23 protein-coding genes are annotated in these 23674 nt (G+C 58.5%); 16 read left to right on the top strand and 7 right to left on the bottom strand.

Annotated elements, in window-relative coordinates:
• Positions 1-93 precede the first annotated feature (93 nt).
• Both ACR3FB_RS16855 and ACR3FB_RS16850 read left to right on the top strand, forming a co-directional pair.
• Positions 94-2355, top strand: a complete 2262-nt coding sequence (locus ACR3FB_RS16855) for an NADP-dependent malic enzyme (RefSeq protein WP_480566058.1) — start codon at positions 94-96, stop codon at positions 2353-2355.
• Positions 2352-3224 (top strand): ribokinase, encoded by an 873-nt coding sequence (locus ACR3FB_RS16850; RefSeq protein ID WP_480566060.1) that lies wholly within the window; start codon positions 2352-2354, stop codon positions 3222-3224. Before ACR3FB_RS16855 ends, ACR3FB_RS16850 begins: the two co-directional genes overlap by 4 nt.
• Here ACR3FB_RS16850 and msrA read toward each other — a convergent pair.
• Positions 3221-3892, bottom strand: a complete 672-nt coding sequence (gene msrA, locus ACR3FB_RS16845; RefSeq protein ID WP_480566062.1) for a peptide-methionine (S)-S-oxide reductase MsrA — start codon at positions 3890-3892, stop codon at positions 3221-3223. The two genes, ACR3FB_RS16850 and msrA, sit on opposite strands and share 4 nt — an antisense overlap.
• A 160-nt stretch (positions 3893-4052) precedes the next feature.
• Positions 4053-4823 carry a transporter substrate-binding domain-containing protein gene (locus ACR3FB_RS16840; RefSeq protein ID WP_480566064.1) on the bottom strand — a complete coding sequence of 257 codons (771 nt, stop codon included), beginning with the start codon at positions 4821-4823 and terminating at the stop codon, positions 4053-4055.
• A 122-nt stretch (positions 4824-4945) separates the two neighbouring features.
• Here ACR3FB_RS16840 and ACR3FB_RS16835 point away from each other — a divergent pair, with 122 nt between their 5' ends.
• Genes ACR3FB_RS16835 through ACR3FB_RS16825 form a run of 3 tightly spaced genes read left to right on the top strand, consistent with a single transcriptional unit; the run spans position 4946 to position 6807 of the window.
• Positions 4946-5686 (top strand): amino acid ABC transporter ATP-binding protein, encoded by a 741-nt coding sequence (locus tag ACR3FB_RS16835; RefSeq protein WP_480566066.1) that lies wholly within the window; start codon positions 4946-4948, stop codon positions 5684-5686.
• A gap of 9 nt (positions 5687-5695) precedes the next feature.
• Positions 5696-6454 (top strand): amino acid ABC transporter permease, encoded by a 759-nt coding sequence (locus tag ACR3FB_RS16830; protein WP_170380218.1) that lies wholly within the window; start codon positions 5696-5698, stop codon positions 6452-6454.
• Positions 6455-6465: 11 nt separating this feature from the next.
• Positions 6466-6807 (top strand): carboxymuconolactone decarboxylase family protein, encoded by a 342-nt coding sequence (locus ACR3FB_RS16825; protein WP_170462857.1) that lies wholly within the window; start codon positions 6466-6468, stop codon positions 6805-6807.
• Here the strand turns inward: ACR3FB_RS16825 and ACR3FB_RS16820 are convergent.
• Together ACR3FB_RS16820 and ACR3FB_RS16815 are read right to left on the bottom strand one after the other, a co-directional pair.
• Positions 6804-7085: an SCP2 sterol-binding domain-containing protein gene (locus ACR3FB_RS16820; RefSeq protein ID WP_425084075.1), complete on the bottom strand. Its 282-nt coding sequence runs from the start codon at positions 7083-7085 to the stop codon at positions 6804-6806. The genes ACR3FB_RS16825 and ACR3FB_RS16820 overlap by 4 nt on opposite strands.
• Before the next feature lie 139 nt (positions 7086-7224).
• Positions 7225-8451 (bottom strand): argininosuccinate synthase, encoded by a 1227-nt coding sequence (locus ACR3FB_RS16815; RefSeq protein WP_170470725.1) that lies wholly within the window; start codon positions 8449-8451, stop codon positions 7225-7227.
• Between the two features lie 91 nt (positions 8452-8542).
• On the opposite strand from ACR3FB_RS16815, the gene ACR3FB_RS16810 reads away from it, so the two are divergent.
• On the top strand, positions 8543-9361 hold the full coding sequence (locus ACR3FB_RS16810; protein WP_480566068.1) for a hypothetical protein: 819 nt from the start codon (positions 8543-8545) through the stop codon (positions 9359-9361).
• Positions 9362-9417: 56 nt separating this feature from the next.
• Positions 9418-10644: a threonine ammonia-lyase IlvA gene (gene ilvA, locus ACR3FB_RS16805; RefSeq protein ID WP_480566070.1), complete on the top strand. Its 1227-nt coding sequence runs from the start codon at positions 9418-9420 to the stop codon at positions 10642-10644.
• Here the strand turns inward: ilvA and ACR3FB_RS16800 are convergent.
• Positions 10641-10970 carry an Hpt domain-containing protein gene (locus ACR3FB_RS16800; protein ID WP_480566072.1) on the bottom strand — a complete coding sequence of 110 codons (330 nt, stop codon included), beginning with the start codon at positions 10968-10970 and terminating at the stop codon, positions 10641-10643. The genes ilvA and ACR3FB_RS16800 overlap by 4 nt on opposite strands.
• A gap of 217 nt (positions 10971-11187) precedes the next feature.
• On the opposite strand from ACR3FB_RS16800, the gene ACR3FB_RS16795 reads away from it, so the two are divergent.
• Positions 11188-12399: a PP2C family protein-serine/threonine phosphatase gene (locus ACR3FB_RS16795; protein WP_480566301.1), complete on the top strand. Its 1212-nt coding sequence runs from the start codon at positions 11188-11190 to the stop codon at positions 12397-12399.
• A gap of 100 nt (positions 12400-12499) precedes the next feature.
• Here ACR3FB_RS16795 and ACR3FB_RS16790 read toward each other — a convergent pair whose 3' ends face one another.
• Positions 12500-12943 (bottom strand): NUDIX hydrolase, encoded by a 444-nt coding sequence (locus ACR3FB_RS16790; protein WP_480566074.1) that lies wholly within the window; start codon positions 12941-12943, stop codon positions 12500-12502.
• A gap of 76 nt (positions 12944-13019) precedes the next feature.
• Here ACR3FB_RS16790 and hslO point away from each other — a divergent pair, with 76 nt between their 5' ends.
• The 8 genes from hslO (at position 13020) to ACR3FB_RS16750 (ending at position 22252) form a co-directional block, all read left to right on the top strand.
• Positions 13020-14006, top strand: a complete 987-nt coding sequence (hslO, locus tag ACR3FB_RS16785) for an Hsp33 family molecular chaperone HslO (protein WP_170667592.1) — start codon at positions 13020-13022, stop codon at positions 14004-14006.
• Positions 13999-14595 carry a CoA pyrophosphatase gene (locus tag ACR3FB_RS16780; RefSeq protein ID WP_480566076.1) on the top strand — a complete coding sequence of 199 codons (597 nt, stop codon included), beginning with the start codon at positions 13999-14001 and terminating at the stop codon, positions 14593-14595. The genes hslO and ACR3FB_RS16780 overlap by 8 nt, the downstream gene beginning before the upstream one ends.
• A complete protein-coding gene (locus ACR3FB_RS16775) occupies positions 14592-15746 on the top strand; it encodes a CCA tRNA nucleotidyltransferase (protein ID WP_480566078.1) in 1155 nt (384 codons plus the stop codon). The genes ACR3FB_RS16780 and ACR3FB_RS16775 overlap by 4 nt, the downstream gene beginning before the upstream one ends.
• Positions 15747-15938: 192 nt before the next feature.
• The gene (locus ACR3FB_RS16770) at positions 15939-17777 is read left to right on the top strand and encodes an ABC transporter ATP-binding protein (RefSeq protein WP_480566080.1); all 1839 of its coding nucleotides are present in this window, start codon (positions 15939-15941) and stop codon (positions 17775-17777) included.
• Positions 17774-19606, top strand: coding sequence for an ABC transporter ATP-binding protein (locus ACR3FB_RS16765; protein ID WP_480566082.1), 1833 nt, complete (start codon positions 17774-17776; stop codon positions 19604-19606). Before ACR3FB_RS16770 ends, ACR3FB_RS16765 begins: the two co-directional genes overlap by 4 nt.
• A gap of 38 nt (positions 19607-19644) precedes the next feature.
• A complete protein-coding gene (locus ACR3FB_RS16760; RefSeq protein ID WP_480566084.1) occupies positions 19645-20874 on the top strand; it encodes a class I SAM-dependent RNA methyltransferase in 1230 nt (409 codons plus the stop codon).
• Between the two features lie 14 nt (positions 20875-20888).
• A complete protein-coding gene (locus ACR3FB_RS16755) occupies positions 20889-21674 on the top strand; it encodes an ion transporter (RefSeq protein ID WP_170550765.1) in 786 nt (261 codons plus the stop codon).
• Positions 21675-21733: 59 nt separating this feature from the next.
• A complete protein-coding gene (locus ACR3FB_RS16750; RefSeq protein ID WP_170660940.1) occupies positions 21734-22252 on the top strand; it encodes a L,D-transpeptidase family protein in 519 nt (172 codons plus the stop codon).
• Here ACR3FB_RS16750 and ACR3FB_RS16745 read toward each other — a convergent pair.
• Positions 22249-23670, bottom strand: coding sequence for a nodulation protein NodH (locus ACR3FB_RS16745; protein ID WP_480566086.1), 1422 nt, complete (start codon positions 23668-23670; stop codon positions 22249-22251). The two genes, ACR3FB_RS16750 and ACR3FB_RS16745, sit on opposite strands and share 4 nt — an antisense overlap.
• Positions 23671-23674: the final 4 nt, after the last annotated feature.

Below are 23674 nucleotides of genomic sequence, written 5' to 3'. Positions count from 1 at the left end.
CTTCTGTAAAAGCCGAAAACTCATTCTCGTTGAGGCCCGCGCGTGGCTGCGCTATGACGCATCAGCCCCGAAGTCATGGAAACGACATTTAAGATGCCCAAAGCGAAGATCACCAAAGAAGAGGCGTTGGCCTTTCACCTTGACCCGACCCCAGGCAAGTGGGAGGTGCAGGCCACCGTTCCCATGACCACACAGCGCGATCTTTCGCTGGCCTATAGCCCCGGCGTTGCTGTTCCATGTGAAGCAATCGCCGAAGCGCCCGAGACCGCTTATGACTATACCAACAAGGGCAATCTGGTTGCTGTGATCTCGAACGGGACCGCCGTGCTGGGTCTTGGCAATCTTGGCGCGCTCGGCTCGAAACCTGTGATGGAAGGGAAATCCGTACTGTTCAAACGGTTCGCCGATGTGAACTCGATCGATATCGAGCTGGACACCGAAGACCCGGATGAATTCTGCCGCGCGGTGCGTCTGATGGGGCCGACCTTTGGTGGCATCAACCTCGAAGACATCAAGGCGCCGGAATGTTTCATCATCGAACAGCGCCTCAAGGAAGAGATGGACATCCCCGTCTTTCACGATGACCAGCACGGCACGGCGGTGATCTGTGCGGCGGGTCTGCTGAACGCGCTGCATATCTCGGGCAAGAAGATCGAGGACGTGAAAATCGTTCTGAACGGTGCGGGGGCTGCGGGGATTGCCTGTATCGAACTGCTCAAGGCGATGGGCGCGCGGCATGAAAACTGCATCGTCTGCGACACCAAGGGCGTGATCTATCAGGGCCGGACCGAGGGGATGAACCAGTGGAAATCGGCCCACGCGATCACCACGGACCTGCGCACGCTGGAAGAGGCGATGAACGGCGCGGACGTCTTTTTGGGCGTGTCGGTCAAAGGGGCTGTGACGCAGGATATGGTTGCGTCGATGGCCGACAACCCGGTCATTTTTGCCATGGCGAACCCCGATCCCGAGATCACGCCGGAAGAGGCGCATGAGGTCCGCGTTGACGCGATCGTTGCCACCGGGCGCAGCGACTATCCCAACCAGGTGAACAACGTTTTGGGCTTCCCATACTTGTTCCGCGGTGCGCTTGATATCCACGCGCGCGCCATCAATGACGAGATGAAGATCGCTTGTGCCCATGCTCTGGCCCTTCTGGCGCGTGAGGATGTGCCGGACGAGGTCGCCATGGCCTACGGCAAGTCGCTGACCTTTGGTCGCGATTATATCATCCCGACGCCGTTTGACCCGCGCCTGATCCACCGCATCCCTCCGGCGGTCGCAAAGGCCGGGATGGATACCGGAGCGGCCCGCCGTCCGATCATCGACATGGAGGCTTATGAGCTGAGCCTCAAGTCACGCATGGACCCGACCGCCAGCATCCTGCGCGGCCTGAACGCCCGTGCCCGCCAGGCACAAAGCCGCATGATCTTTGCAGAGGGCGACGATCCGCGCGTGTTGCGCGCGGCGGTGACCTATCAGCGCTCGGGCTTTGGCAAGGCGCTGGTTGTGGGGCGTCCTGATGATGTGAAAACCAAGCTGGAAGAAGCCGGTCTTGGCGATGCGGTGCGTGAGCTTGAGGTGGTGAACGCCGCCAACACCGCGCATCTCGAGGCCTACTCGAATTTCCTGTACAACCGTTTGCAACGCAAAGGTTTTGACCCCAAGGATATCCACCGTCTGGCGGCCCGGGATCGGCATGTGTTCTCATCCCTCATGCTGGCGCATGGGCATGGCGACGGTCTGGTGACGGGGGCGACGCGCAAATCAGCCCATGTGTTGGACCGGATCAACCATGTCTTCGATGCTGACGCTGCCCATGGCGCGGCGGGCGTGACGGCGTTGCTGCACAAGGGGCGCATTGTTCTGATCGGCGATACGCTCGTGCATGAATGGCCGGATGAGAATGATTTGGCCAATATCGCTGAACGCTCGGCCGACGTGGCCCGCCATATGGGGCTCGAACCCCGCGTGGCTTTTGTCAGCTTCTCGACCTTTGGCTATCCGGTCTCGGAACGGGCCGAAAAGATGCACCGTGCGCCTGCCGTTCTGGACCAGCGTGGCGTTGATTTCGAATACGAAGGCGAGATGACCGTCGATGTTGCCCTGAACGTGGATCAGCAGGCCGGATATCCGTTCCAGCGCCTGACCGGCCCGGCCAATATTCTGATCGTCCCCGCGCGGCACTCGGCCTCGATCTCGACCAAACTGATGCAAGAAATGGGCGGAGCAACCGTGATTGGCCCGATCCTGTCTGGTGTCGATAAGCCGATTCAGATCTGTTCGACCGTGTCGACGGCCAATGATATCCTCAACATGGCCATTCTGGCCTCCTGCGATATTGGCAAGTCATGACGATTTTGAACCTAGGCTCGATCAATGCCGACATGGTTTATGGCCTGCCGCACTTGCCTGCGGCGGGTGAGACTTTGGCGGCAGAGGGGCTAGAGCGGTTTCTGGGCGGCAAAGGGGCCAATATGTCCGTTGCCGGATCGCGCGCGGGATCCCGAGTCAGCCATATCGGTGCTGTCGGTCCGGACGGGCGCTGGGCCAAGGATCGGCTGACGGAATATGGCGTCGACACGCGGTTCATCGCTGAGGTGGATGTGCCCACCGGTCACGCAATCATTGCTGTGGACGCGCAGGGTGAGAACCTGATCATCCTCTACCCCGGGGCCAACCACGCGTTGGACAAAGCGCAGATCGGGCAGGCGCTGGCCTCGGCCAATACCGGAGATATTCTGGTTTTGCAGAACGAAACCAACGCTCAGGTCGAAGCGGCCCGTCTGGGGCATGAGCTTGGCCTGACCGTCTGCTACGCCGCCGCGCCGTTTCAGGCGCAATCGGTACAAGAGGTTCTGCCTTATCTGGATTTCCTGATCCTCAACGAAGTCGAGGCCGAGCAATTGCGGCAGGAAACCGGGCTGGATGCAGCGGAACTACCGGTGCGCCATGTGATCGTTACGCTTGGGTCGAAAGGCGCGCGATATTTGCAGCAAGGTTGTGACCCCGTGGATTTCGCGGCTCACAAGGTGCAGGCGGTGGATACGACAGGCGCAGGGGACACATTCACCGGCTATGTTTTAGCTGGGATGGACCGTGGCATGCCGATGGAACAGGCCATTCTACAAGCAAACCGCGCCGCAGCCTTGATGGTCACGCGGCACGGCACTGCAGATGTCATTCCGGATCTGAGGGAAGTCCGGGACGCGCAGTTGGATTAAGATCCGGCAAAGGGCGCGTCACTTCCCCAAAGCTGCTTCACCCGAGCATCCCGACCGCAGGCATTGCGGTAGGCTTTATAGGCGTTCTTCTGGCGTTTGGGGCCAAAGCGGGTGAACACCAGCTTGTCGCCTTTGTAGTAGTCCTGATGGTATGCTTCAGCCGGATAAAACGCGCCCTCCTGCAGGATCGGGGTGACGACCGTTTGGCCGAGGGCTCGTTGCGCGTTGGTCTTTGCCTGTTGCGCAAGTGCTTTTTCCCCTGCGTTAGAGACGAAAACTGCGGTGCGGTAGCTCTCTCCGCGGTCGCAGAACTGACCGCCTGCATCTGTAGGATCGACCGAGCGGAAGAACATGTTCAGCAGTGTTTCACGTGAGACGCGTGCGGGGTCAAACGTGATCTGAACCGCCTCGTAATGACCCGTGCCGCCTTTGGTCACCTGATCATAGGTCGGGTTGGAGACAGAGCCACCCGTGAATCCGGACACAGCGCCTATGACGCCGGGTACGGATTCGAAATCGGATTCAACACACCAGAAGCATCCGCCGGCAACCGTCAGGGTCTCGGTCCCTGCAGCCGGGGCCGGAACGGCGCGCAAGGTTGCGGCCAGTGCAATCAAGGTGAACAACAGGGCGGGTTTGAGGTAGTCGAGATATGCAGTCCGGGTCATGGTATGTCTCCTTCCGAGACTCAAGGTGACCGGTGTTCTAACAAGTTGCAATTGCCTGACATGGAATGTCACGCGCTGGTGACCTGAGTTTATTGACCGACCTGTTTACCCATGGGGAGGGCAAGAAAACGCCCGGCTGTTAGGCCGGGCGTTGGCAGGATCACAGACCCCATTTCTTCTGGTTTTCCTCAAAGAAGCCCTGGGCTTTCTTCACCTCAATCCAGTTGTTCACATAGTTGATCCAGACCTGATCATCCTGCGGCAGGATCATCGCGATGGGTGAAGGGGAACGAGGACCAGCGTTCTTCACACGCTCGATCGGGAACTTCTCTTCCAGGGTGGAGCCTTCGATGTTCGATGTGATGAACACATCTGCCCGTCCGGCGATCACCTCTTGAAATCCACGTGCGGGGGCTTCGACCACTTTGATTTCGGCATTCGGGAACCACTCGCGGACACGCTTCTCAAAGGTGGTGCCCAGTGTTGTCGCGACTGTCACACCCGACTGGTTGATAGATTCATAGCCGTCGAATTTATCGGCCTTGTCCTTGGTCGTGTAGGGAAACAGCTCAACCGAGATATAGCTGTCCGAGAATCCGGCAACCTTCATGCGCGGCGGCGAGATCGAGGCCGAGCCGGTCAGGTGATATTTCTTGGCCACGACACCATTCACCAGTGTTTTCCAATCGGTCGGGACGTATTCGACCTCAACCCCCAGATCGGCGGCGAGTTCGTTCATGATGTCGATGTCATAGCCTTTGTAGCTGTTCGTGGCCGGATCCCGCAGGGACATTGGGTTCCAGTCACCAGTCGTGCCGACTTTCAACACACCGGAATCCAGGATTTCGTTCAGTGCCGATTGCGCGTGGGCTGCGCCTGACAAGACCAGACCAAACGCAGTGGCTGCGGCTGCTCTCCAGATTGTGTTCATTTAATTCTCCTGTTGGTGGCAGCTTGGACTTGCTGCCATATATAGTTCGTTGTTTTAAGCGGGATAGGGGGCGCAGGCCCAATAAATCAATCCACCCGCGCAAACTAGGGACAGATCGACCAATGCCAGACCCCACCATCGAGCTTGTCGATGTGAACAAGTGGTTCGATACGTTCCATGTCCTCAAGAATATCAATCTCACCGTAAATAGTGGTGAAAAGGTTGTGATCTGCGGGCCGTCCGGCTCGGGCAAGTCCACGGTCGTGCGCTGTATCAACCAATTGGAGAAACACCAGAAAGGCACCATCCGCATTGACGGCGTCGAGCTGAAGGATGACGCCAGATCCGCAACCACGATCCGGTCCGAGGTCGGCATGGTGTTTCAGCAGTTCAACCTGTTCCCGCATCTGAGCGTTCTAGACAACTTGACACTTGGCCCCATCAAGGCGAGGGGCCTGAGCCAAGCGCAGGCCGAAGAGCGCGCGCGCCATTATCTTGAGCGTGTTCACATCCCCGATCAGGCCGACAAACGCCCCATCCAACTGTCCGGCGGTCAGCAACAACGCGTCGCCATTGCCCGATCCCTTTGCATGGAGCCGAAAGTTCTTTTGTTTGATGAGCCGACTTCGGCCCTCGATCCAGAAATGATCGCCGAGGTGCTGGACGTTATGGTTGAGCTGGCGCATGAAGGCATGACCATGGTCGTGGTCACTCATGAAATGGGGTTTGCCCGCAAGGTCGCGGACAAGATGATCTTCATGGATGAGGGCGAGATCGTGGAGCAGGGCAGGCCCGAGCATTTCTTCACCAATCCAACCTCGGAGCGGTGCCGCAAGTTCCTCAGCCAGATATTGCAGCACTGAGTGGGTATGATGAAAAAAGCACTTCTCCTCATACCGCTTCTGCTGCTGGCAGGCTGTTCCTCATCCCAGACATGGGGCTGGTATGTCATCGACCCGCGAACTGACTCGGGCTGGACCAATGTGAAATTCCTGATCTCAGGCATGGGCGCGACGATCCTGATCTCTCTGATCGCGGCGGCGCTGTCGATTGTGATTGGCCTGTTGGTTGCCTTGCCCGGATTGTCCGAGAAACGCGGCTGGCGGCTGCTGAACAGGGTCTATGTCGAGTTCATTCGCGCAATTCCACTGCTGCCCATGCTGTTTTGGGTGTTCTATGGCCTGCCGATCGTATTCCAGTCGATGGGCCTGAACATCCCGATTGACCCATTCTGGGGCGCGATCATCACCCTGGCGATTTCCGACAGTGCCTTTACTGCCGAGATCTACCGCGCCGGCATCCAATCCATCGCACGCGGCCAGCGCGAGGCGGCCCAGACCATCGGGCTGAACTACGTGCAAACGATGCGCTACGTGATTCTGCCGCAAGCGATCCGACGTATCCTGCCGCCCTTGGCCAACCAGTTCATCTACATCGTCAAGATGAGCGCCTTTGCCAGTGTCATCGGCATGCAGGAACTGACCCGCCGCGCGAATGAGCTGGTGGTGACGGAATACCGCCCGCTGGAAATCTACACCTTGCTGATATTTGAATACCTGATCCTGGTTCTGATCATCAGCGCCGGGGTACGCTGGCTGGAACGTCGCATGGGCGCGGACGAACGCGGATAAGGAGGCACAGTATGGACTGGAAAGACTTCATGGCCGAGACCGAGGCCAATATCGGCACCCTCTCGAAAGAGGTCCCCGAAACGGTGCGCGGTTTCGGGATGATGGGCAAGGCGGCCAAAACCGACGGTGCCCTGAGCGAAAAAACCAAAGAGTTCATCGCGCTGGGCATTGCCATCGCCACACGTTGCGACAGCTGCATCGGGTTTCACGTGAAATCACTGGTGCGTCTTGGCGCCACTCGCGAGGAACTGTGCGAGGCGCTCTCAATGGCGACCTATATGGGCGGAGGCCCTTCTTTTGCCTACAGCGCAAAGGCGCTGAAGGCGTTTGATGTGTTCTCGGAAGGCGACTAACCCAGCAGCTGCCCCAGCTTCATCGCCACACCCATATTGCCCGAGATTTTGAGCTTACCCATAGCAACACCGGTCATCGGGTTCAGCTTGCCGGTGAGCAGCTTGGTCAGGTTGTCCTGCGAGATGCGGATGGTGCAATCGGTATCCTGATCCTGCGTGGTAGCCTGATTGTCAGCCAGCACGATCACGCCCGCATCGCCGCAATCGAACTTGAGCGATCCGTCAAAGCATTTGCCATTCAGCCCTTTTTGAATTCCGTCGGCGATCTCTTGCAGCATGGTCTGTCCTTTCAAACTTGACGTATGCGTAAAGACATGGCCCCACATCCGGCAAGCATGACGCTGGGTCCGTTGAGCAAAAGAAAACCCCGGCAACCGTGTGATTGCCGGGGTTTTGAGTTCTAAACTGTTTGCCAGGTTACTTAGACAGACGTTTGTCGCGTGCCGCCAACAGTTTCAAACGCAACGCGTTCAGCTGGATAAAGCCTGCGGCGTCGGTTTGATCATAGGCACCGGCGTCTTCCTCGAAGGTCACATGTGCCTCGGAATACAGCGAATGATCGGACCAGCGGCCAACGGTCGAGGCCAGACCTTTATACAGTTTCACGCGCACGGTGCCGGTGACGTGCTCTTGGCTTTTGTCGATGGCGGCCTGCAGCATTTCGCGTTCGGGCGAGTACCAGAAGCCGTTATAGATCAGCTCGGCATATTGCGGCATCAGCTGGTCTTTCAGGTGCATCGCGCCACGGTCCATGGTGATGGATTCGATCCCACGGTGTGCTTCCAGTAGGATGGTGCCGCCCGGAGTTTCGTAGATACCGCGCGACTTCATGCCAACAAAACGGCCTTCGACCAAGTCCAGACGACCGATGCCGTGCTTGCCGCCATACTCGTTCAGCTTGGTCAGGATGGTGGCCGGGCTCATCGCCTCGCCATTGATGCTAACCGCGTCGCCTTTTTCGAAACCGATCTCGATGAATTCGGGCTCGTTCGGCGCGTCCTCGGGGTGGACGGTGCGCTGATAGACATAATCGGGTGCCATATCGGCGGGGTCTTCCAGAACCTTGCCCTCGGAGGAGGTGTGCAGCAGGTTGGCATCGACCGAGAAGGGCGCCTCGCCGCGCTTGTCCTTGGCGATCGGAATCTGATGTGCTTCTGCCCATTCGATCAGACGGGTACGGCTGGTCAAATCCCACTCGCGCCAAGGGGCGATGACCTTGATTTCGGGATTCAGTGCGTAGGCGGCCAATTCAAAGCGAACCTGATCGTTGCCCTTGCCGGTCGCGCCATGTGCTACGGCATCAGCACCGGTTTCCTGAGCGATCTCTACCAGACGTTTCGAGATCAGGGGCCGCGCAATCGAAGTGCCCAGCAGATACAGGCCTTCGTACTGCGCATTTGCACGGAACATCGGGAAAACGAAGTCGCGCACGAACTCTTCGCGGATGTCCTCGATATAGATGTTTTCGGGTTTAATTCCCAGCATCTCAGCCTTTTGGCGGGCGGGCTCCAGTTCCTCACCCTGACCCAGATCGGCAGTGAAGGTGACGACCTCACAACCATACTCGGTCTGCAACCATTTCAGAATGATCGAGGTATCAAGGCCACCGGAATAGGCCAGAACAACTTTCTTAGGCGCGGACATCTGACTTCCCCTTATTCGCAAGACGATTGGCCCCTAACGGGTTTTGTGGGCGGGGGCAAGCTGTGTGGATTGACGCAGGCCGGGAATTGGGGTGAAACGGCTGGACAAAGAACAAGAGATAGTTGAGCAGGGGCATTTCCAAATGTTGGCGTTCGAGATTTTCATGCATTCGATCAAGATGGTTTTGCGGAATCTGAAACAGGCGATTCAGATCACGTTGATCCCCGCATTGATCGGCGGTTTGGCCATCATCGCATTCAGTCTTCTGTTTGGTATTTCCTTCGAAGATATCTCGACTGAACCAAACGGCCTGCCGGATGCAGCGTCGCCGGGTGCGGTCACCGCTTTCCTGTTCTGTGTGCTGGCATCCCTTTTTGCGATCATGGTTTGGATTGTCGTGTCTTGGCATCGTTTTGTGCTGCTCGAAGAATACCCGGCCGGTTTTCTGCCCGCGTTCAGATCGGATCGAATGCTCGCCTACATTGGGCGGATGGCGATGCTGGCCTTGCTGGGTGCGGTCGTCCTGATCCCGGCAATGCTTTTCATCGGATTTTTGACGCAGGCCTCGGCTGCGATGGGCATATTGGCGTGGCTTCTGGTTGTTGTGGGTCTTTCCGTGGCCTTTTACCGGGTGTCTCCGATCATGCCTGCCGCAGCAATAGGTGAACCGCTAAAACTGACTGACGCGTGGCGGGCAACTGACGGAGCGAACGGCACCATAGTGGCGCTGGTTGTGTTGCTGGTGTTGTTCCAGATGGGGCTTCAGCTTCTGTTCGCTGCGCTTCTGATCATCCCAGTGATTGGCGCTTTGGTGGTGGTTTTCGCCAGTATGCTGATCGTGCCTTTGATCAATGTCAGCATCCTGACAACGTTCTATGGCGTCTTCATCGAAAAACGCACGCTGTCGTAGTTCGTACACATATGTATTCCTTGCCCTTTTGTTTAGGATAAGCCACTGAAACCGGCATGAGCGATTTCATGACCCGTGCCCGCGCTGCCGAAGAGGCGATGCGCTCTGTGTTTCCAGCAACGCCTTTGCAGCGGAATGCCCATCTGTCTGACCGCTACGGTGCTGACATCTGGCTCAAGCGAGAGGACCTCAGCCCGGTGCGCTCCTACAAAATCCGGGGCGCGTTCAATGCCATGCGCAAGCAGCAAGGGCAGGATCTGTTTGTCTGTGCCAGCGCGGGAAACCATGCGCAGGGTGTGGCCTTCATGTGCAAGCATCTGGATGTGAAGGGGGTGATCTTCATGCCGGTCACCACGCCTCAGCAGAAGATCCAGAAGACCCGTATTTTCGGCGGCGACAATATCGAGGTTCACCTCAGCGGTGACTATTTCGACGATACGCTTGCTGCGGCACAAGCCTGGTGCGCAAAGGAAGGGGGGCATTTCCTGTCGCCGTTCGATGATGAGGATGTGATCGAAGGTCAGGCCTCTCTGGCGGTCGAGATCGAGGAACAGCTGGGCCGTGTGCCCGACCATGTGATCTTGCCAGTCGGCGGTGGCGGTATGTCGTCGGGCGTAGCTACTTGGTTCGGGGATCGGACCCACTGTTTGTTTGTCGAACCCAAAGGTGGGGCGTGCCTCCACGCGGCAATGGCTGCGGGACATCCGGTTGCCTTGGATCACGTAGACAATTTCGTCGATGGCGCGGCGGTCGGCAAGATCGGGGCCAAGCCCTTTGAGCTGTTGAAAGACCGCCACCTGTCGGATGTGCTGGTCCTGTCAGAGGATCGCATCTGCACCACTATTGTCGAGATGCTAAACGTGGAAGGCATCGTGCTGGAACCTGCTGGCGCGTTGGCGATTGAGGCGGTTGCCGATGTGCAAAGCTTTATCCGCGGCAAAACAGTTGTCTGCGTCACCTCTGGCGGCAACTTCGATTTTGAGCGTCTGCCCGAGGTCAAGGAAAGAGCGCAGCGCTATTCCGGGGTCAAAAAGTACTTCATCCTTCGCCTGCCACAGCGCCCCGGCGCGCTGAAAGAGTTCCTGAGCATCCTCGGCCCCGAAGACGATATCGCGCGGTTCGAATACATGAAGAAATCGGCGCGAAACTTCGGCTCGGTCCTGATCGGGATCGAGACCCGCAAGCCCGAGAATTTCGCCCGCCTCTTTGCGCATCTGGACGAGGCCGGGTTTACGTATACCGACATCACTGAAGACGAGACGCTGGCGCAGTTTGTGATCTAGTGCAGATTGTCAGTCAATTCGGCCTGAAATACTGATTTCGATGCATCAAACGCTGCAAGGACTTCGGATAGATCGACTTTTGCCGCCTCACCCGAGGCCGCCAGCCTTTCGCCATCCTGACAGAGCTTCGAAAACACCTCGAACCCAAGGCTCAGGGCGCTGCCTTTCAGGAAATGCAGGTTCTGTTCAAGATCCTGACGCGCGGTGTCTGCGTGCAGGCGGGCGATGACCTCCTGCACCTCGTCCAGAAAGATCTCGACAACCTCATTGAACTCATCAGCGCCAACCTCGTCGCGTAACTGTCGAACTCGGGGCCAGTGGATCATGGGTCGCGTCCTGCATCGGAATTGAATGAACCCTTGGTAGCCCGGCTTGAGTAAATGTCAGGTTAAGCGTCGGCCTCAATTGGCCTTCACTCGATGTTAAGCCCCAGACGCGTAGGGTCGCACCATCCCGAGAAAAGGAAGCGTGTGGGGTTGCAGAGTGCCAGCGGCAAGTCTTGAGGAAACCAGATCCGATCTGAACTTCGGTGCAATCCGGAGGGTGCTGGTGGTAGATGACAGCCGCCTGCAACGGCGCATTCTGGTGGCCTCGCTCAAGAAATGGGGTTTTGAGGTTCTTGAGGTCGACAATGGCGAGGCGGCGATAGATATCTGCACCGAAGCCGCGCCAGACCTTGTGCTCAGCGATTGGGTCATGCCGGGGATGAGCGGGCTTGAGTTCTGCCGCGCCTTCCGCGCGCTTGAGGCCGAACATTATAGCTATTTCATCCTGCTCACCTCAAAAAGTGAAAAGCAGGAGGTGGCGCGGGGTCTGGATGCGGGCGCGGATGATTTCCTGATCAAACCGCTTGAGGCGGATGAGCTGCGCGCGCGTATCTCGGCCGGGGCGCGGATTCTGGATATGCAACGTGAGTTGTCAGAGAAGAACCGACTGATCGAATCCGCGCTGCAAGAGTTGAAACTGGCGCATGAGGCCATCGACAAGGACCTGATCCAAGCCCGCAAGATACAGGAATCGCTGGTACCGGACCTTACGCAAGAGTTCGGTAAATCGCGTGTCAGTCTGTTGTTGAAACCTTGCGGGCATATCGGCGGCGATCTGGTAGGGATGTTCTCACCCGGTCCGAACCGCCTTGGGTTCTACAGCATTGATGTGTCCGGGCACGGCATCACCTCGGCGATGATGACGGCACGGTTGGGCGGGTATCTGTCCAGCAAACATTTCGATCAGAACGTTGCTATGGAAAAGCGGTTTGACAAGTTCTACGCCCTGCTCCCTCCGGAAGATGTCGCAGGAATGCTGAATTGCCGATTGCTGGCGGATGCCGGGATCGAAGAATATTTTACGATGGTCTATGCGATTGTCGATCTGCGCAACGGGCATATCAGGATGGTTCAGGCGGGGCATCCACATCCGTTGATGCTGCGACGCGATGGCACGACAGAGTTTCTGGGCGAAGGCGGGCTGCCCATAGGGTTGATCCCGGATGTGAAGTTTCAGCAGATTGAGGCGAAGATGGAGCCGGGGGACCGGTTGCTGCTTCATTCAGACGGGTTCACAGAATGCGCCTTGGCCGAAGGCGGAATGCTGGATGAGGCTGGCTTGCGGAAGATGGCGCTCGACTGTGCGGCGGGTCGCGGCGGGCCTGAGTTTCTGGACGATCTGTTCTGGCGCCTGACACAGGTGATGTCACCTGAAAGCGGTATGGGCGACGATGTCTCGGCCGTGTTCTTCGAATATAATGGGGCCTAAAGCGTTTTGGATTTTACCTGAATCATCAAGTGAAACAAATGTCCCGAAAACGCTGAAAGCGTGGCAGGGTATTCGCGTCGCAGGCTAAACCCGAAACGATCTAAAGCCCGCGAAGATGCAACATCGCGAAATGGCGATCGCCATCGTTGCCCAGCGTTTCAACCGCGTCGGCGGTATGCATCCAGAGCGCTTCGTGGAACGGTTCGCTCGGTGGCCCCAGTCGCCGTACTGGGCGCGCGTGATAGATCAGGCAGACCTTCTCGGCCCAAAGGTCATATTCCGGCATATAGGTGAACCGGCGGAACGCGCCGACACGACGGGGTGCCGCGATCAGCCAGCCCGTTTCCTCGAACACTTCGCGGTGCAGAGCGGTTGTCGGCGATTCGCCCGGATCAATACCGCCGCCGGGCAATTGCAGATCCGGCCCCGGTTCGGTCTGGCAGGTCAGAAGAAGGTGCCTGGAGCGGGGCAGCAAAGCGTAGACACCGACCCGCCGAGTATACTTGCGCCCGGGTTCAGGGCTTTCGCCGAACCGTCTGATCATGTATGGCCCCTTACAACCCAATCTCTGCGACCTATATGGTGCCGGTATGCCAACGCTTGGCGTGTAAGGAAACCCCATGTCACTTGGAACAAAAATCGCGTGGGACGATACCGTCCTGCCCTTTCAACTCGATGTATCGGACATGCGCGGGCGCGTGGCCCGTCTGGATGGCGTGTTGGACGGCATCCTGAAACAGCATGACTATCCGGAAAAGGTCGAGGCCCTGGTGGCCGAGATGGCCCTGCTGACCGCGTTGATCGGCCAGACTGTCTCGCTTCGCTGGAAGCTGTCGCTGCAGGTGCAGTCCAAGGGTCCGGTGCGCATGATTGCCACCGACTACTACGCACCACAGAAAGAGGGTGAGCCGGCCCGCATCCGCGCTTACGCCAGTTTTGACCGTGATCGTCTGACCGATGGCGCTCCCTTTGATCAGGTGGGCGAGGGCTATTTCGCGATCATGATCGATCAGGGCGAAGGCACGCAGCCTTATCAGGGCATCACTCCGCTGGCCGGAGGCTCGATCAGTGCCTGCGCCGAAGCCTATTTTGCGCAGTCCGAGCAGCTGCCCACCCGGTTCTCGCTGAGCTTCGGCAAATCGACCGAGCCGGGTGTGGGTGAGCATTGGCGCGCGGGCGGCATCATGTTGCAGCACATGCCCAAAGCGTCGCCTTTTGCGGCGTCCAGCGAAGGCACCGGAGAGATCCTGACCGCCACTGATCTGGTCGATGGCGAAGAAGGTGAGAACTGGGGCCGCGTCAATATCCTGCTGGATACGGTCGAGGATCTTGAGCTGATCGGCCCTTCGATTGCGCCAACCGATCTGCTGGTGCGTCTGTTCCACGAGGAAAACCCACGGGTCTATGACGCGCAGCAGGTACAGTTTGGCTGCACCTGTTCAGAAGAGCGTGTACGCCAAAGCCTGTCGATCTATTCGGCCAAGGACATTGAAAAGATGACCACCCCCGAAGGTCAGGTCACGGCCGATTGTCAGTTCTGTGGTGCGCATTACGTGCTGGACCCTGCCACCGTGGGCTTTGACGCCGAAGACAGCAAAAGTGTCTGAGTTAGAGACACAACTCCGGACGGCTTTGGGTCGTCCGGGTCTTGGGTCCAGTGATTTTGACCTGAACCCAGACACCGTGTTGCCGCCGGGGCGCAAACTGCGCCCGGCGGGGGTGCTGGTGCCGATCACGGTCGCGGACGGGATGCCACGGCTGATCCTGACCAAACGCTCCTCGGCGCTGAAGCATCACCCCGGCCAGATCGCCTTTCCCGGCGGCAAGCAGGATGAAGGTGACGCGGATGTCACCGCCGCTGCCCTGCGCGAGGCGCGGGAAGAGGTCGGTCTGCCCACTGACCTGCCCGAAGTTTTGGGCTTTCTGCCCACGCATGAAACCGTCACGTCCTTCTCGGTCACCCCGGTGGTGGCGATTATCCGGCAGGGCTTTGACCCGGTGCCTGAACCCGGCGAAGTCGACGAAATTTTCTCGGTCCCTCTTGCACATGTGCTGAACCCTGCGAATTATGTGATCGAGTCGCGCCGTTGGCAGGGGACAAGACGGAAGTATTTCGCCGTGCCCTATGGCCCTTATTACATTTGGGGCGCGACAGCCCGCATATTGCGCGGGCTTGCAGCACGGGTGAGTGAATGAAGCAAATCAGCGCGGCTTGGGTTTCGGACCCTGCGACACAAAAGGTATGCGCAGCCCTTACGGATGGCGGCGCGCAAGCGCTGTTTGTTGGGGGATGCGTGCGCAACGCGCTTTTGGGCGCGCCGGTTTCGGACATTGATATCGCAACGGATGCGCATCCCAAAAGGGTGCTGGAGCTGGCGCAGAGCGCCGGGCTCAAGGCGATTCCTACTGGGATTGATCACGGAACGATAACTGTGGTCTGCAATCACATCCCGCATGAGATCACCACCTTTCGCCGTGACTTGGAAACCGATGGCCGCCGCGCGGTCGTGGCCTTCTCGGACAAGGTGGAAGAGGATGCAGCCCGGCGCGATTTCACCATGAATGCCATCTACGCAAAGCCAAATGGCATCGTGTTAGACCCGCTTTTGGGCCTGCCGGACCTTCAGGCGCGTCGTGTGCGGTTTATCGGGACCGCAGAAAACCGCATCCGCGAAGACTACCTACGATCCCTGCGCTACTTCCGGTTTCATGCCTGGTACGGAGATGTCGAGGCCGGGTTCGATCCGGATGCTCTGGCCGCGATTGCAGCGAACCTGGACGGTTTGTCCACCTTATCGCGGGAACGTGTCGGGGCCGAGTTGCTGAAACTGTTGGGTGCGCCCGATCCGGCCCCTTCCGTTGCCGCAATGCGCAGCACGGGAGTACTGGCGCAGCTTCTGCCGGGCGCGGATGATCGCGCCTTGGCGCCTTTGGTCGCCATTGAGCAGGCCGCAGGTGCCGAACCGGACGCGGTGCGCAGACTGGCGGCCATCGCCGCGCCTGAGGACGCGGAGACGCTGCGCCTGAGCCGCAATCAATTGCAACGCCTGACCCGGATGCGGGATGAGGCGCAGGCCTCGACCAGTGTGGCCGAACTGGGCTACCGCTACGGCGACGAGGGCGGCTTGCACGAAACACTACTGCGATGCGCGTTTCTGGAGCGCCCCTGGTCAGAAGATCTGCGCACAGCGCTGCATTCCGGGGCCACCGCGCAGTTCCCGATCAAGGCGACGGACCTCATCCCCAGCTTTTCTGGCCCTGCGCTGGGCAAGAAACTGGCCGATCTGGAAGCAAGCTGGATCGCATCTGACTTTACCCTGACGCGCGAGGATTTGCTGGCCGGGTAGTGCGAAGTCTCAAAAGGGGATGACAAATCAGAACGTTTGTGCTTACGTGCGGCTGTCACATAGATGGAGGACTGCGAATGTATTACGGGATCTGGTTCGGCTAAAGCCGGGACGCTTACCCCGTATAGGGTGGTGTTCAGGCGCCATTCTTCTTCGCATGTCTAATTTTCTGCTCAATCGGAGCACTCCTCTATGTTTCGCTATTTCGAAAACCTCGTTGACCCTTTTGGCCCCTATAAAGAAGCCGACGCTCCACCAACCAAGCTGTGGCCGTTCATGCTGGACTATTCGCGGCCCTTCTATCGGGTGTTTGCCTGGGCGGCGCTGATCTCGATCATCGTTGCCGGGGTTGAGATCGGGTTGATCGCCTATATGGGCCGCGTGGTTGACCTGCTGGGCGGCACTCCGGCCGAGGTCTGGCAGAATCACGGGACTGAGCTGTTGCTGATGGCTGCGTTTGTCCTACTGCTGCGTCCGTTGCTGCATTTGATCGACGTGCTGCTGCTCAACAACACGATCCTACCGAATTTTGGCACGCTGATCCGTTGGCGGGCGCATAAACATGTTTTGCGCCAGTCGGTTGGCTGGTTCGAGAATGACTTTGCCGGACGGATTGCCAACCGGATCATGCAGACCCCTCCTGCCGCGGGCGAGGTGGTGTTTCAGGTCTTTGACGCGATTTCGTTCTCGCTGGCATATCTGATCGGCGCGGCGATTCTTCTGTATGCAGCGGACCCGCGATTGCTGATCCCCCTGCTGATCTGGTTTGCGCTTTATGCGCTGTTGGTGCGCTGGACGATCCAGCGCGTTGGCCCGGCATCCAAGGCGGCTTCCGACGCGCGCTCGACCGTGACAGGGCGTGTGGTGGACAGCTACACCAATATTCACTCGGTCAAGATGTTCGCCCATGGCCGGCAAGAGATGGACTATGCCCGCGAAGCCATCGAAGAGACGCGCCGCACATTCCAGATCGAAATGCGGATCTTCACCATAATGGACGCGGTTCTGGTCACTCTGAACGGCCTGCTGATCGTGGGCGTCGTGGGTTGGGCGATTTCCCTGTGGATGCAGGGCACGGCCTCGGTTGGTGTCGTAGCGGCAGCAACGGCCTTGACCCTGCGCCTGAACGCTATGACCGGGTGGATCATGTGGGCGCTGACCAGCTTCTTCCGCCAATTGGGTATTGTCGCCGAAGGGATGGAGACCATCGCCCAGCCCATTGACCTGTTGGATGCGCCTACGGCGAAGCCATTGCAACTAAGCAAGGGCAAGATCGATATCAACGATCTGTCTCACCACTATGGGCGTGAGGCCGGAGGTTTGGACCACATCCATCTGACCATTCAGCCGGGTGAGAAGATTGGCCTGATCGGGCGCTCCGGGGCCGGAAAATCGACCCTAGTAAAGCTTCTTTTGCGATTTTATGACGTCGAGCGAGGAGCCATTCTGATCGACAATCAGAACATTGCGCAGGTCACGCAGGACAGTTTGCGCAGCCGTATCGGCATGGTCCAGCAAGACAGCGCTTTGCTGCACCGGTCGGTGCGCGACAATATCCTCTATGGCCGTCCGGATGCGACTGAGGATCAGATGATCGCCGCGTCCAAACAGGCCGAGGCGCATGAGTTCATCCTCGACCTGCAGGACCCTCAGGGCAGAACCGGGTATGACGCGCATGTGGGTGAGCGTGGCGTTAAGCTATCAGGAGGTCAGCGGCAGCGGGTCACGCTGGCCCGGGTCATTCTGAAGGACGCGCCGATTTTGCTGTTGGATGAGGCGACATCCGCCCTAGATTCCGAGGTTGAAGCGTCCATTCAGGAAACCCTTTACGGCATGATGCAAGGAAAAACCGTGATTGCCATTGCCCACAGGCTCAGCACCATCGCTCAGATGGACCGTATTCTGGTGATGGATGCGGGCCGGATCGTGGAAGAGGGCGCGCATGCCGATCTTTTGGCGCAGGGTGGCCTTTACGCGCAGTTCTGGGCGCGGCAATCTGGCGGCTTCATGAATCCGGAGGCCGCTGAATGAGGGTTGCCGACCTCATCAACCCGTTCAAGAACATCGAGACGCCCCCACCACAAACGCTGGGGGCGTTCATTCGCTGGAGTCTGTCAGGCGCCTGGCCCATGCTGTTTGTCGCGGCGGCGTTCTCGGCGATCGCTGGTGCGATGGAGGCCGCCACCGCCTGGATTCTGGGCCGGGTCATTGATGTCGCCACCTCGGGCGGGCCCGAGCGTTTTCTGACCGCTGAGAATATCTGGATGATTGTCGGCGCGGCAGCGTTCTTTATGGTGTTCCGTCCGATCCTGTTCGGCCTGTCCTCGGTGTCGAACAACTACATTGTCATGCCGAACATCCCGCCCTTGGTTCTAGCCAAGCTGAACCGTTGGACCTTGGGCCAGTCAGTCACCTATTTCGACGACGATTTTGCCGGTCGGATTGCCCAGAAGCAGATGCAAACCTCGAACGCGATGGCCTCGGTCGTGTCGGAAACGATCAGTGCGATTGTGTTTGCGTTAGCTTCCCTTGTGGGGTCTTTGCTTTTGTTAGGATCTATTCATCCGTTGGTGATGCTGCCCTTCGCCGGTTGGCTGGTGGTCTACTTCATGCTGGTCCGCTGGTATCTGCCCCGCATTCGCAAACGCTCGGCCGCTCGGGCCGGTGCACGGGCCATGGTGTCGGGGCAGGTGGTGGATACGATCACCAATATCAAAACCGTCAAGCTGTTTGCCCACTCCGCGTTCGAAGATCAGACAGCGCGAAACGCGATGGTTGACCTGCGCGAAAGGTCTCTGGATTTCGGCAAACTCTCTGCCGCGTTCCGGTTCATTCTGATGGTTCTGGCAGGTGTTCTGCCCGTGATGTTACTTGGTGCAACGCTTTGGCTTTGGCAACTGGGCATGGCAACGGCCGGGGATATTGTGGCGGCGGGTGCGGTTGCGATCCGCATTTCCCAAATGACGGGCTGGGTCAGCTTCACGCTGATGGGTCTCTACGCCAATGTTGGCGAGATCGAAAACGGTATGAAAACGCTGGCCAAGTGGGATCGGGTTGAGGACGCTGCGGCAGCCAAGGACCTTGCTATTTCTCAGGGCAGCATCGCCTTTCAGGCGGTCAGCTTTGCCTATGGCCGGGATATCGGCGGCGTTTCTGATCTGAACCTAATGATCGCACCGGGTGAAAAGCTGGGCATCGTCGGAGCCTCTGGTGCAGGCAAATCCACCCTCGTTTCGCTGTTGTTGCGGCTCTATGACGGGGAAAAAGGCGAAATTTTGATTGACGGACAGCATGTGTCGCAGGTGACGCAAGACAGCCTGCGCCGTCAGATCGGGATGGTCACGCAGGAAACCGCCATGTTTAACAGATCGGCGCGTGAGAACATTCTGTATGGCCGCCCCGATGCGTCCGAGGCCGAGATGATCAAGGCCGCCGAGAAGGCTGAAGCGCATGAGTTCATCCTAAGCCTCGAAGACGCGCAAGGCCGGAAAGGCTACGACGCGCATCTCGGTGAGCGGGGCGTGAAGCTCAGCGGTGGACAACGGCAGCGGATCGCCCTGGCGCGCGCAATTCTAAAGGACGCCCCTATCCTTGTGCTGGACGAGGCGACCTCGGCGCTCGATTCCGAGGTCGAAGCCTCGATCCAGACTGCGCTGCATCGGGTGATGGAGGGCAAAACCGTGCTGGCCATCGCGCACCGCTTGTCCACCCTCAGCGAGATGGACCGGATCGTTGTGCTGGATCAGGGGCAGATCGTTGAGGCTGGCACGCATGAGGCGCTTTTGGATCAGGGCGGGCTCTATGCGCGGTTCTGGCATCGCCAGTCGGGTGGTTTCATTCAGGCCGAGGCCGCGGAATAAGGGTTTTGTTGCAGGCAAAGCCCGGCTATCAGGCCCCCATGACGCAGCAATTCACCATCAACCGCCTTGGTCATCAGGGTGACGGCATCGCAGACGGCCCTGTCTATATTCCCCGGACTTTGCCGGGCGAAGTTGTCAGCGGAGCTTTGGTCGGCCAGCTACTGGAAGACATGAGGGTGGAAACCCCGTCCGATCAGCGGGTTAAAGCCCCTTGCCGCCACTACAAAGCGTGTGGAGGCTGCCAGTTGCAGCACGCCTCAGACGCCTTTGTGGCGGATTGGAAAGTGGGAATTGTGCGCGCAGCGCTGTCAGCACAGGGCCTTGAGGCCCCGATGCGGCCGATTCACACCTCACCCGAGCGGTCTCGTCGGCGGGCAACAATTGCCGTGCGGCGGACAAAGAAAGGCACGCTGGCCGGATTTCACGGTCGCGCGTCCGACACGATCACTGAAATCCCGGATTGCCATCTCCTGGACCCGGCCCTGATCGCCGCGATCCCGGTCGCCGAATCGCTGGCGCTGCTGGGTGGCAGCCGCAAAGGTGTACTGGCAGTTACGCTGACCCTGTCCGAGGGTGGTTTGGATATTGTGGTGTCTGGAGGCAAGCCCTTGGACGGCCCACTGGAACTCGCTTTGGCGCAAGCGACCGAGAAACACGGGCTGGCGCGCCTCAGCTGGGATGGTGAGGTGATCGCGATGCGGCAACCGCCAGTCCAGCGCTTTGGAATCGCCGGGGTCATCCCGCCACCGGGGGCCTTTCTGCAGGCCACAAAGGACGGAGAACAGGCTCTAACACAGGCTGTTTTGGAAGCCACGCAAGGTGCAAGGCGGGTTGTGGACTTGTTTGCCGGGAGTGGAACCTTCTCTCTACCGCTCGCGCAAGAGGTCGAGGTTCACGCGGTCGAAGGTGAATCCACTATGACGCAGGCACTTGATCAGGGATGGCGCAAGGCCACGGGGTTGAAACGCGTCACCTGTGAGGCCCGTGATCTGTTCCGGCGCCCGCTGATGTCGGATGAGTTCAAGGGCTTTGATGCCGTGGTCCTTGACCCGCCGCGTGCGGGGGCCGAAGCGCAGGTCGCAGAACTTGCGCAGGCGCAGCCCCCGGTGATCGCCTATGTCTCGTGCAACCCCATTACCTTTGCGCGGGATGCAAAAACGCTGGTTGATGCAGGCTACGCCCTTGAATGGGTGCAGGTCGTTGACCAATTTCGGTGGTCGTCCCATACGGAACTGGCCGCGCGGTTTGTGCTGAACCCCGCACGTTAAGGAGACAGCAACCCATGGCGTTCAAACAGCGCTTGCAGAGCATCATCGAAGCCCCCCTCTTCGGGCAGTTCATCACGGCTGTGATCATCTTCAACGCGATCTTGCTGGGGATGGAGACCTCACCGACGCTGATGGACGCGGCTGGGCCGCTGATCGTCATTCTCGATAAACTATGCCTTGCGGTTTTTGTGGTCGAGATCGCGATGAAGCTGATCGTCTCGGGCCGCAACTTCTTCAAGAGTGGTTGGAATCTGTTCGATTTCACGATCGTCGGCATCGCTCTGGTCCCAAGCGCGGGCGGTTTGTCGGTGCTGCGGGCCCTGCGAATCCTGCGGGTCTTGCGCGTGATCTCGGTTGCCCCGCGCCTGCGCCGCGTGGTCGAGGGCTTTATCTCGGCCCTTCCGGGCATGGCCAGCGTGTTTCTACTGATGGCGATCCTGTTCTATATCGGCGCGGTGATCTCGACCAAGCTGTTCTCTTATTCCTTCCCGGCTTGGTTTGGGGATTTGGGCCTGTCAGCCTATACGCTGTTCCAGATCATGACGCTTGAAAGCTGGTCCATGGGCATCGTGCGTCCGGTGATGGAGGTTTACCCCTACGCCTGGCTGTTCTTTGTGCCCTTTATCATGGTCACGACCTTCGCGGTTGTGAACTTGCTAGTCGGTCTGATCGTGAATTCGATGCAGGATGCGCACCACGCCGAGGACGAAGTGAAGACCGATGCCTACCGTGATGAGGTGCTAGAGCGGCTGGAAGCCATAGAACGCCGACTAATTGAGCAATCAAACATCAAAAAGTGATTTCAGTTTTTGCAGTTTTTGGCATAATAACCAAAAAAAAAAGCAGCAGGCAGTGAATCATGGATCGTCGAGCATTTGGATTGGGTGCAATGGCAACGCTGAGCCTTTCGGCTTGTGCCTCAGCTGGCCCCAGATTTCTGACATATGATGGACCCGAGGTGACCTCGCTGGTCGTCAACAAGAGCGCGCGCAAGATGTACCTTCTGCATCATGAGCATGTCTTGCGGGAATATGATGTTGATCTGGGCTTTGCGCCCAATGGCACCAAAACCAAGCGTGGTGATGGTCGGACCCCCGAGGGGAGCTACCTGATCGATCGGCGCAACCCGAGAAGCCGCTATCATCTGTCTTTGGGCATTTCCTATCCCAACTCACAGGATGTAGCTCAGGCCAAGGCGGCGGGCGTTGATCCGGGTGGTGATATCTTTATCCACGGTCAGCCCAATCTGCGGTCGGAGCTTAAGCGTGCCAAGAAGACCCCGGACTGGACCGCCGGATGCATCGCCGTCAAGAATAACGAGATCGAAGAGATCTATGCGATGGTCAACAAAGGTACGCTGATCACCCTGCGTCCCTAGCGCCAGGGCCCAAACCCGAATTTCGCATAGTCGCGCTGGTAGGCTTTTGCTGCCAGCGCCTCGAGTTGTGCGTCGTAGATCTCTTCCAATCCATAGGGCGCGTCTGCTGCGCGGATTTCTGGCGTGGGTGGGTTTGCGTTCCCCAAGCTTGCGGCGAGATCGGGCAGAGCGGTCTGCAGGTCATCCTCTCGCAGAATCAGGTCGGGTAAGGCGATAGGCACCATCGCCTCGATCACCTTTGACTGGCTGCACCACATCGCATCAACCCGGATCGGAGTCTGGCCGTTCAGGTTGTGATGCAGGAAGGTCAGGAAAGCTGCAAACGCCGCATGGTGCTGGTCTTTCGAGTAATTCTTTTCACGCAACTGTCCGGGGATCGGAAGTTTGAAACGATTGCGCAGCATGTGGCGGATATCGGCATAGTCGTCATGGTCTTTGGCCAGAACAAAGTTGCAAAACGCAGTATGCGCGCGGGCGATCGGATGTTGCAGAACGGTGAATTTGCGGTGCCCAGGATGGGTTTGCATCCAGCTTTCGACCGCGTCGCGGGTGCCGTGCAATGCGCCCTCGTCGCACCCATCAATCCGTGCTAGCCATTGGGCAATAACAGGCTCTAACCCGCCGGGAATCGGTAGAAACAGCATTGGTGTTGTCGGGGCCGCGATACATTTTTGCAGCTTTGGTGCGCGTCGTGGTTCCAGATCTGGCGTGCGGTGCAAGGCGAAACGGTCCATCCCTGACACTGCGCGCGCCATCTCGTCCGGGTTGGTCACTTTGGTCACAGCGGCTGACGGGTTCTGCGGCTTGAGCGTATCGTCCAGCGCATCCAACCGCCCGACCGCTCCGAGCCACTTGGCGAGACCGTTCAAAACCTCAAGATCGTCCAGTTCATCATAGTTGATGTAAAAGGCGGTCTGGCCCGATCTTTGCAGGTGGTTCAGCAGGGACATCTGGAAAGAGGCGAGGGTGTCGACATAATCCGAGAACTCAGCCGCGTCGAATTCGACCGTTTCCTCCAACCGGCGCTTGATATTCTTCAACTGCCATTGCTTGGTTTTCCGAACGATCTTCAGCGAAAGATAGCTGTCCAGCGGATTGCGGCTGAGGATGATTTTGGCGCAGAGCGGGTCGTTTAGGACCTCAGGCAGGATGCGCGGGTCGTGTTCCTGAAAATACCGAAACCCGTGCAACCCGTCCGGGGCTGCGCGGATCGCTGTCAGGAGTTTCCCGGGATCTTGGTCCCTTTCGTCCAGTGTTAGACCCAGAATCTGATCTGATTTCACCCGCCCGATGAAATGCGGGTTGAAGGCCTCACCATGGCAAGTGAGGCCGTCGATCCGGTTCAAGTTGGCCTCTAACAGGTTTGATCCGGTGCGCATCGCACCCAGGATTACGAACGATTCAAAGGGACCGGCCATCGGG

It is taken from the genome of Ruegeria sp. AO1 (assembly GCF_056535985.1).
This window is presented reverse-complemented; position numbering and strand designations above follow the sequence as displayed.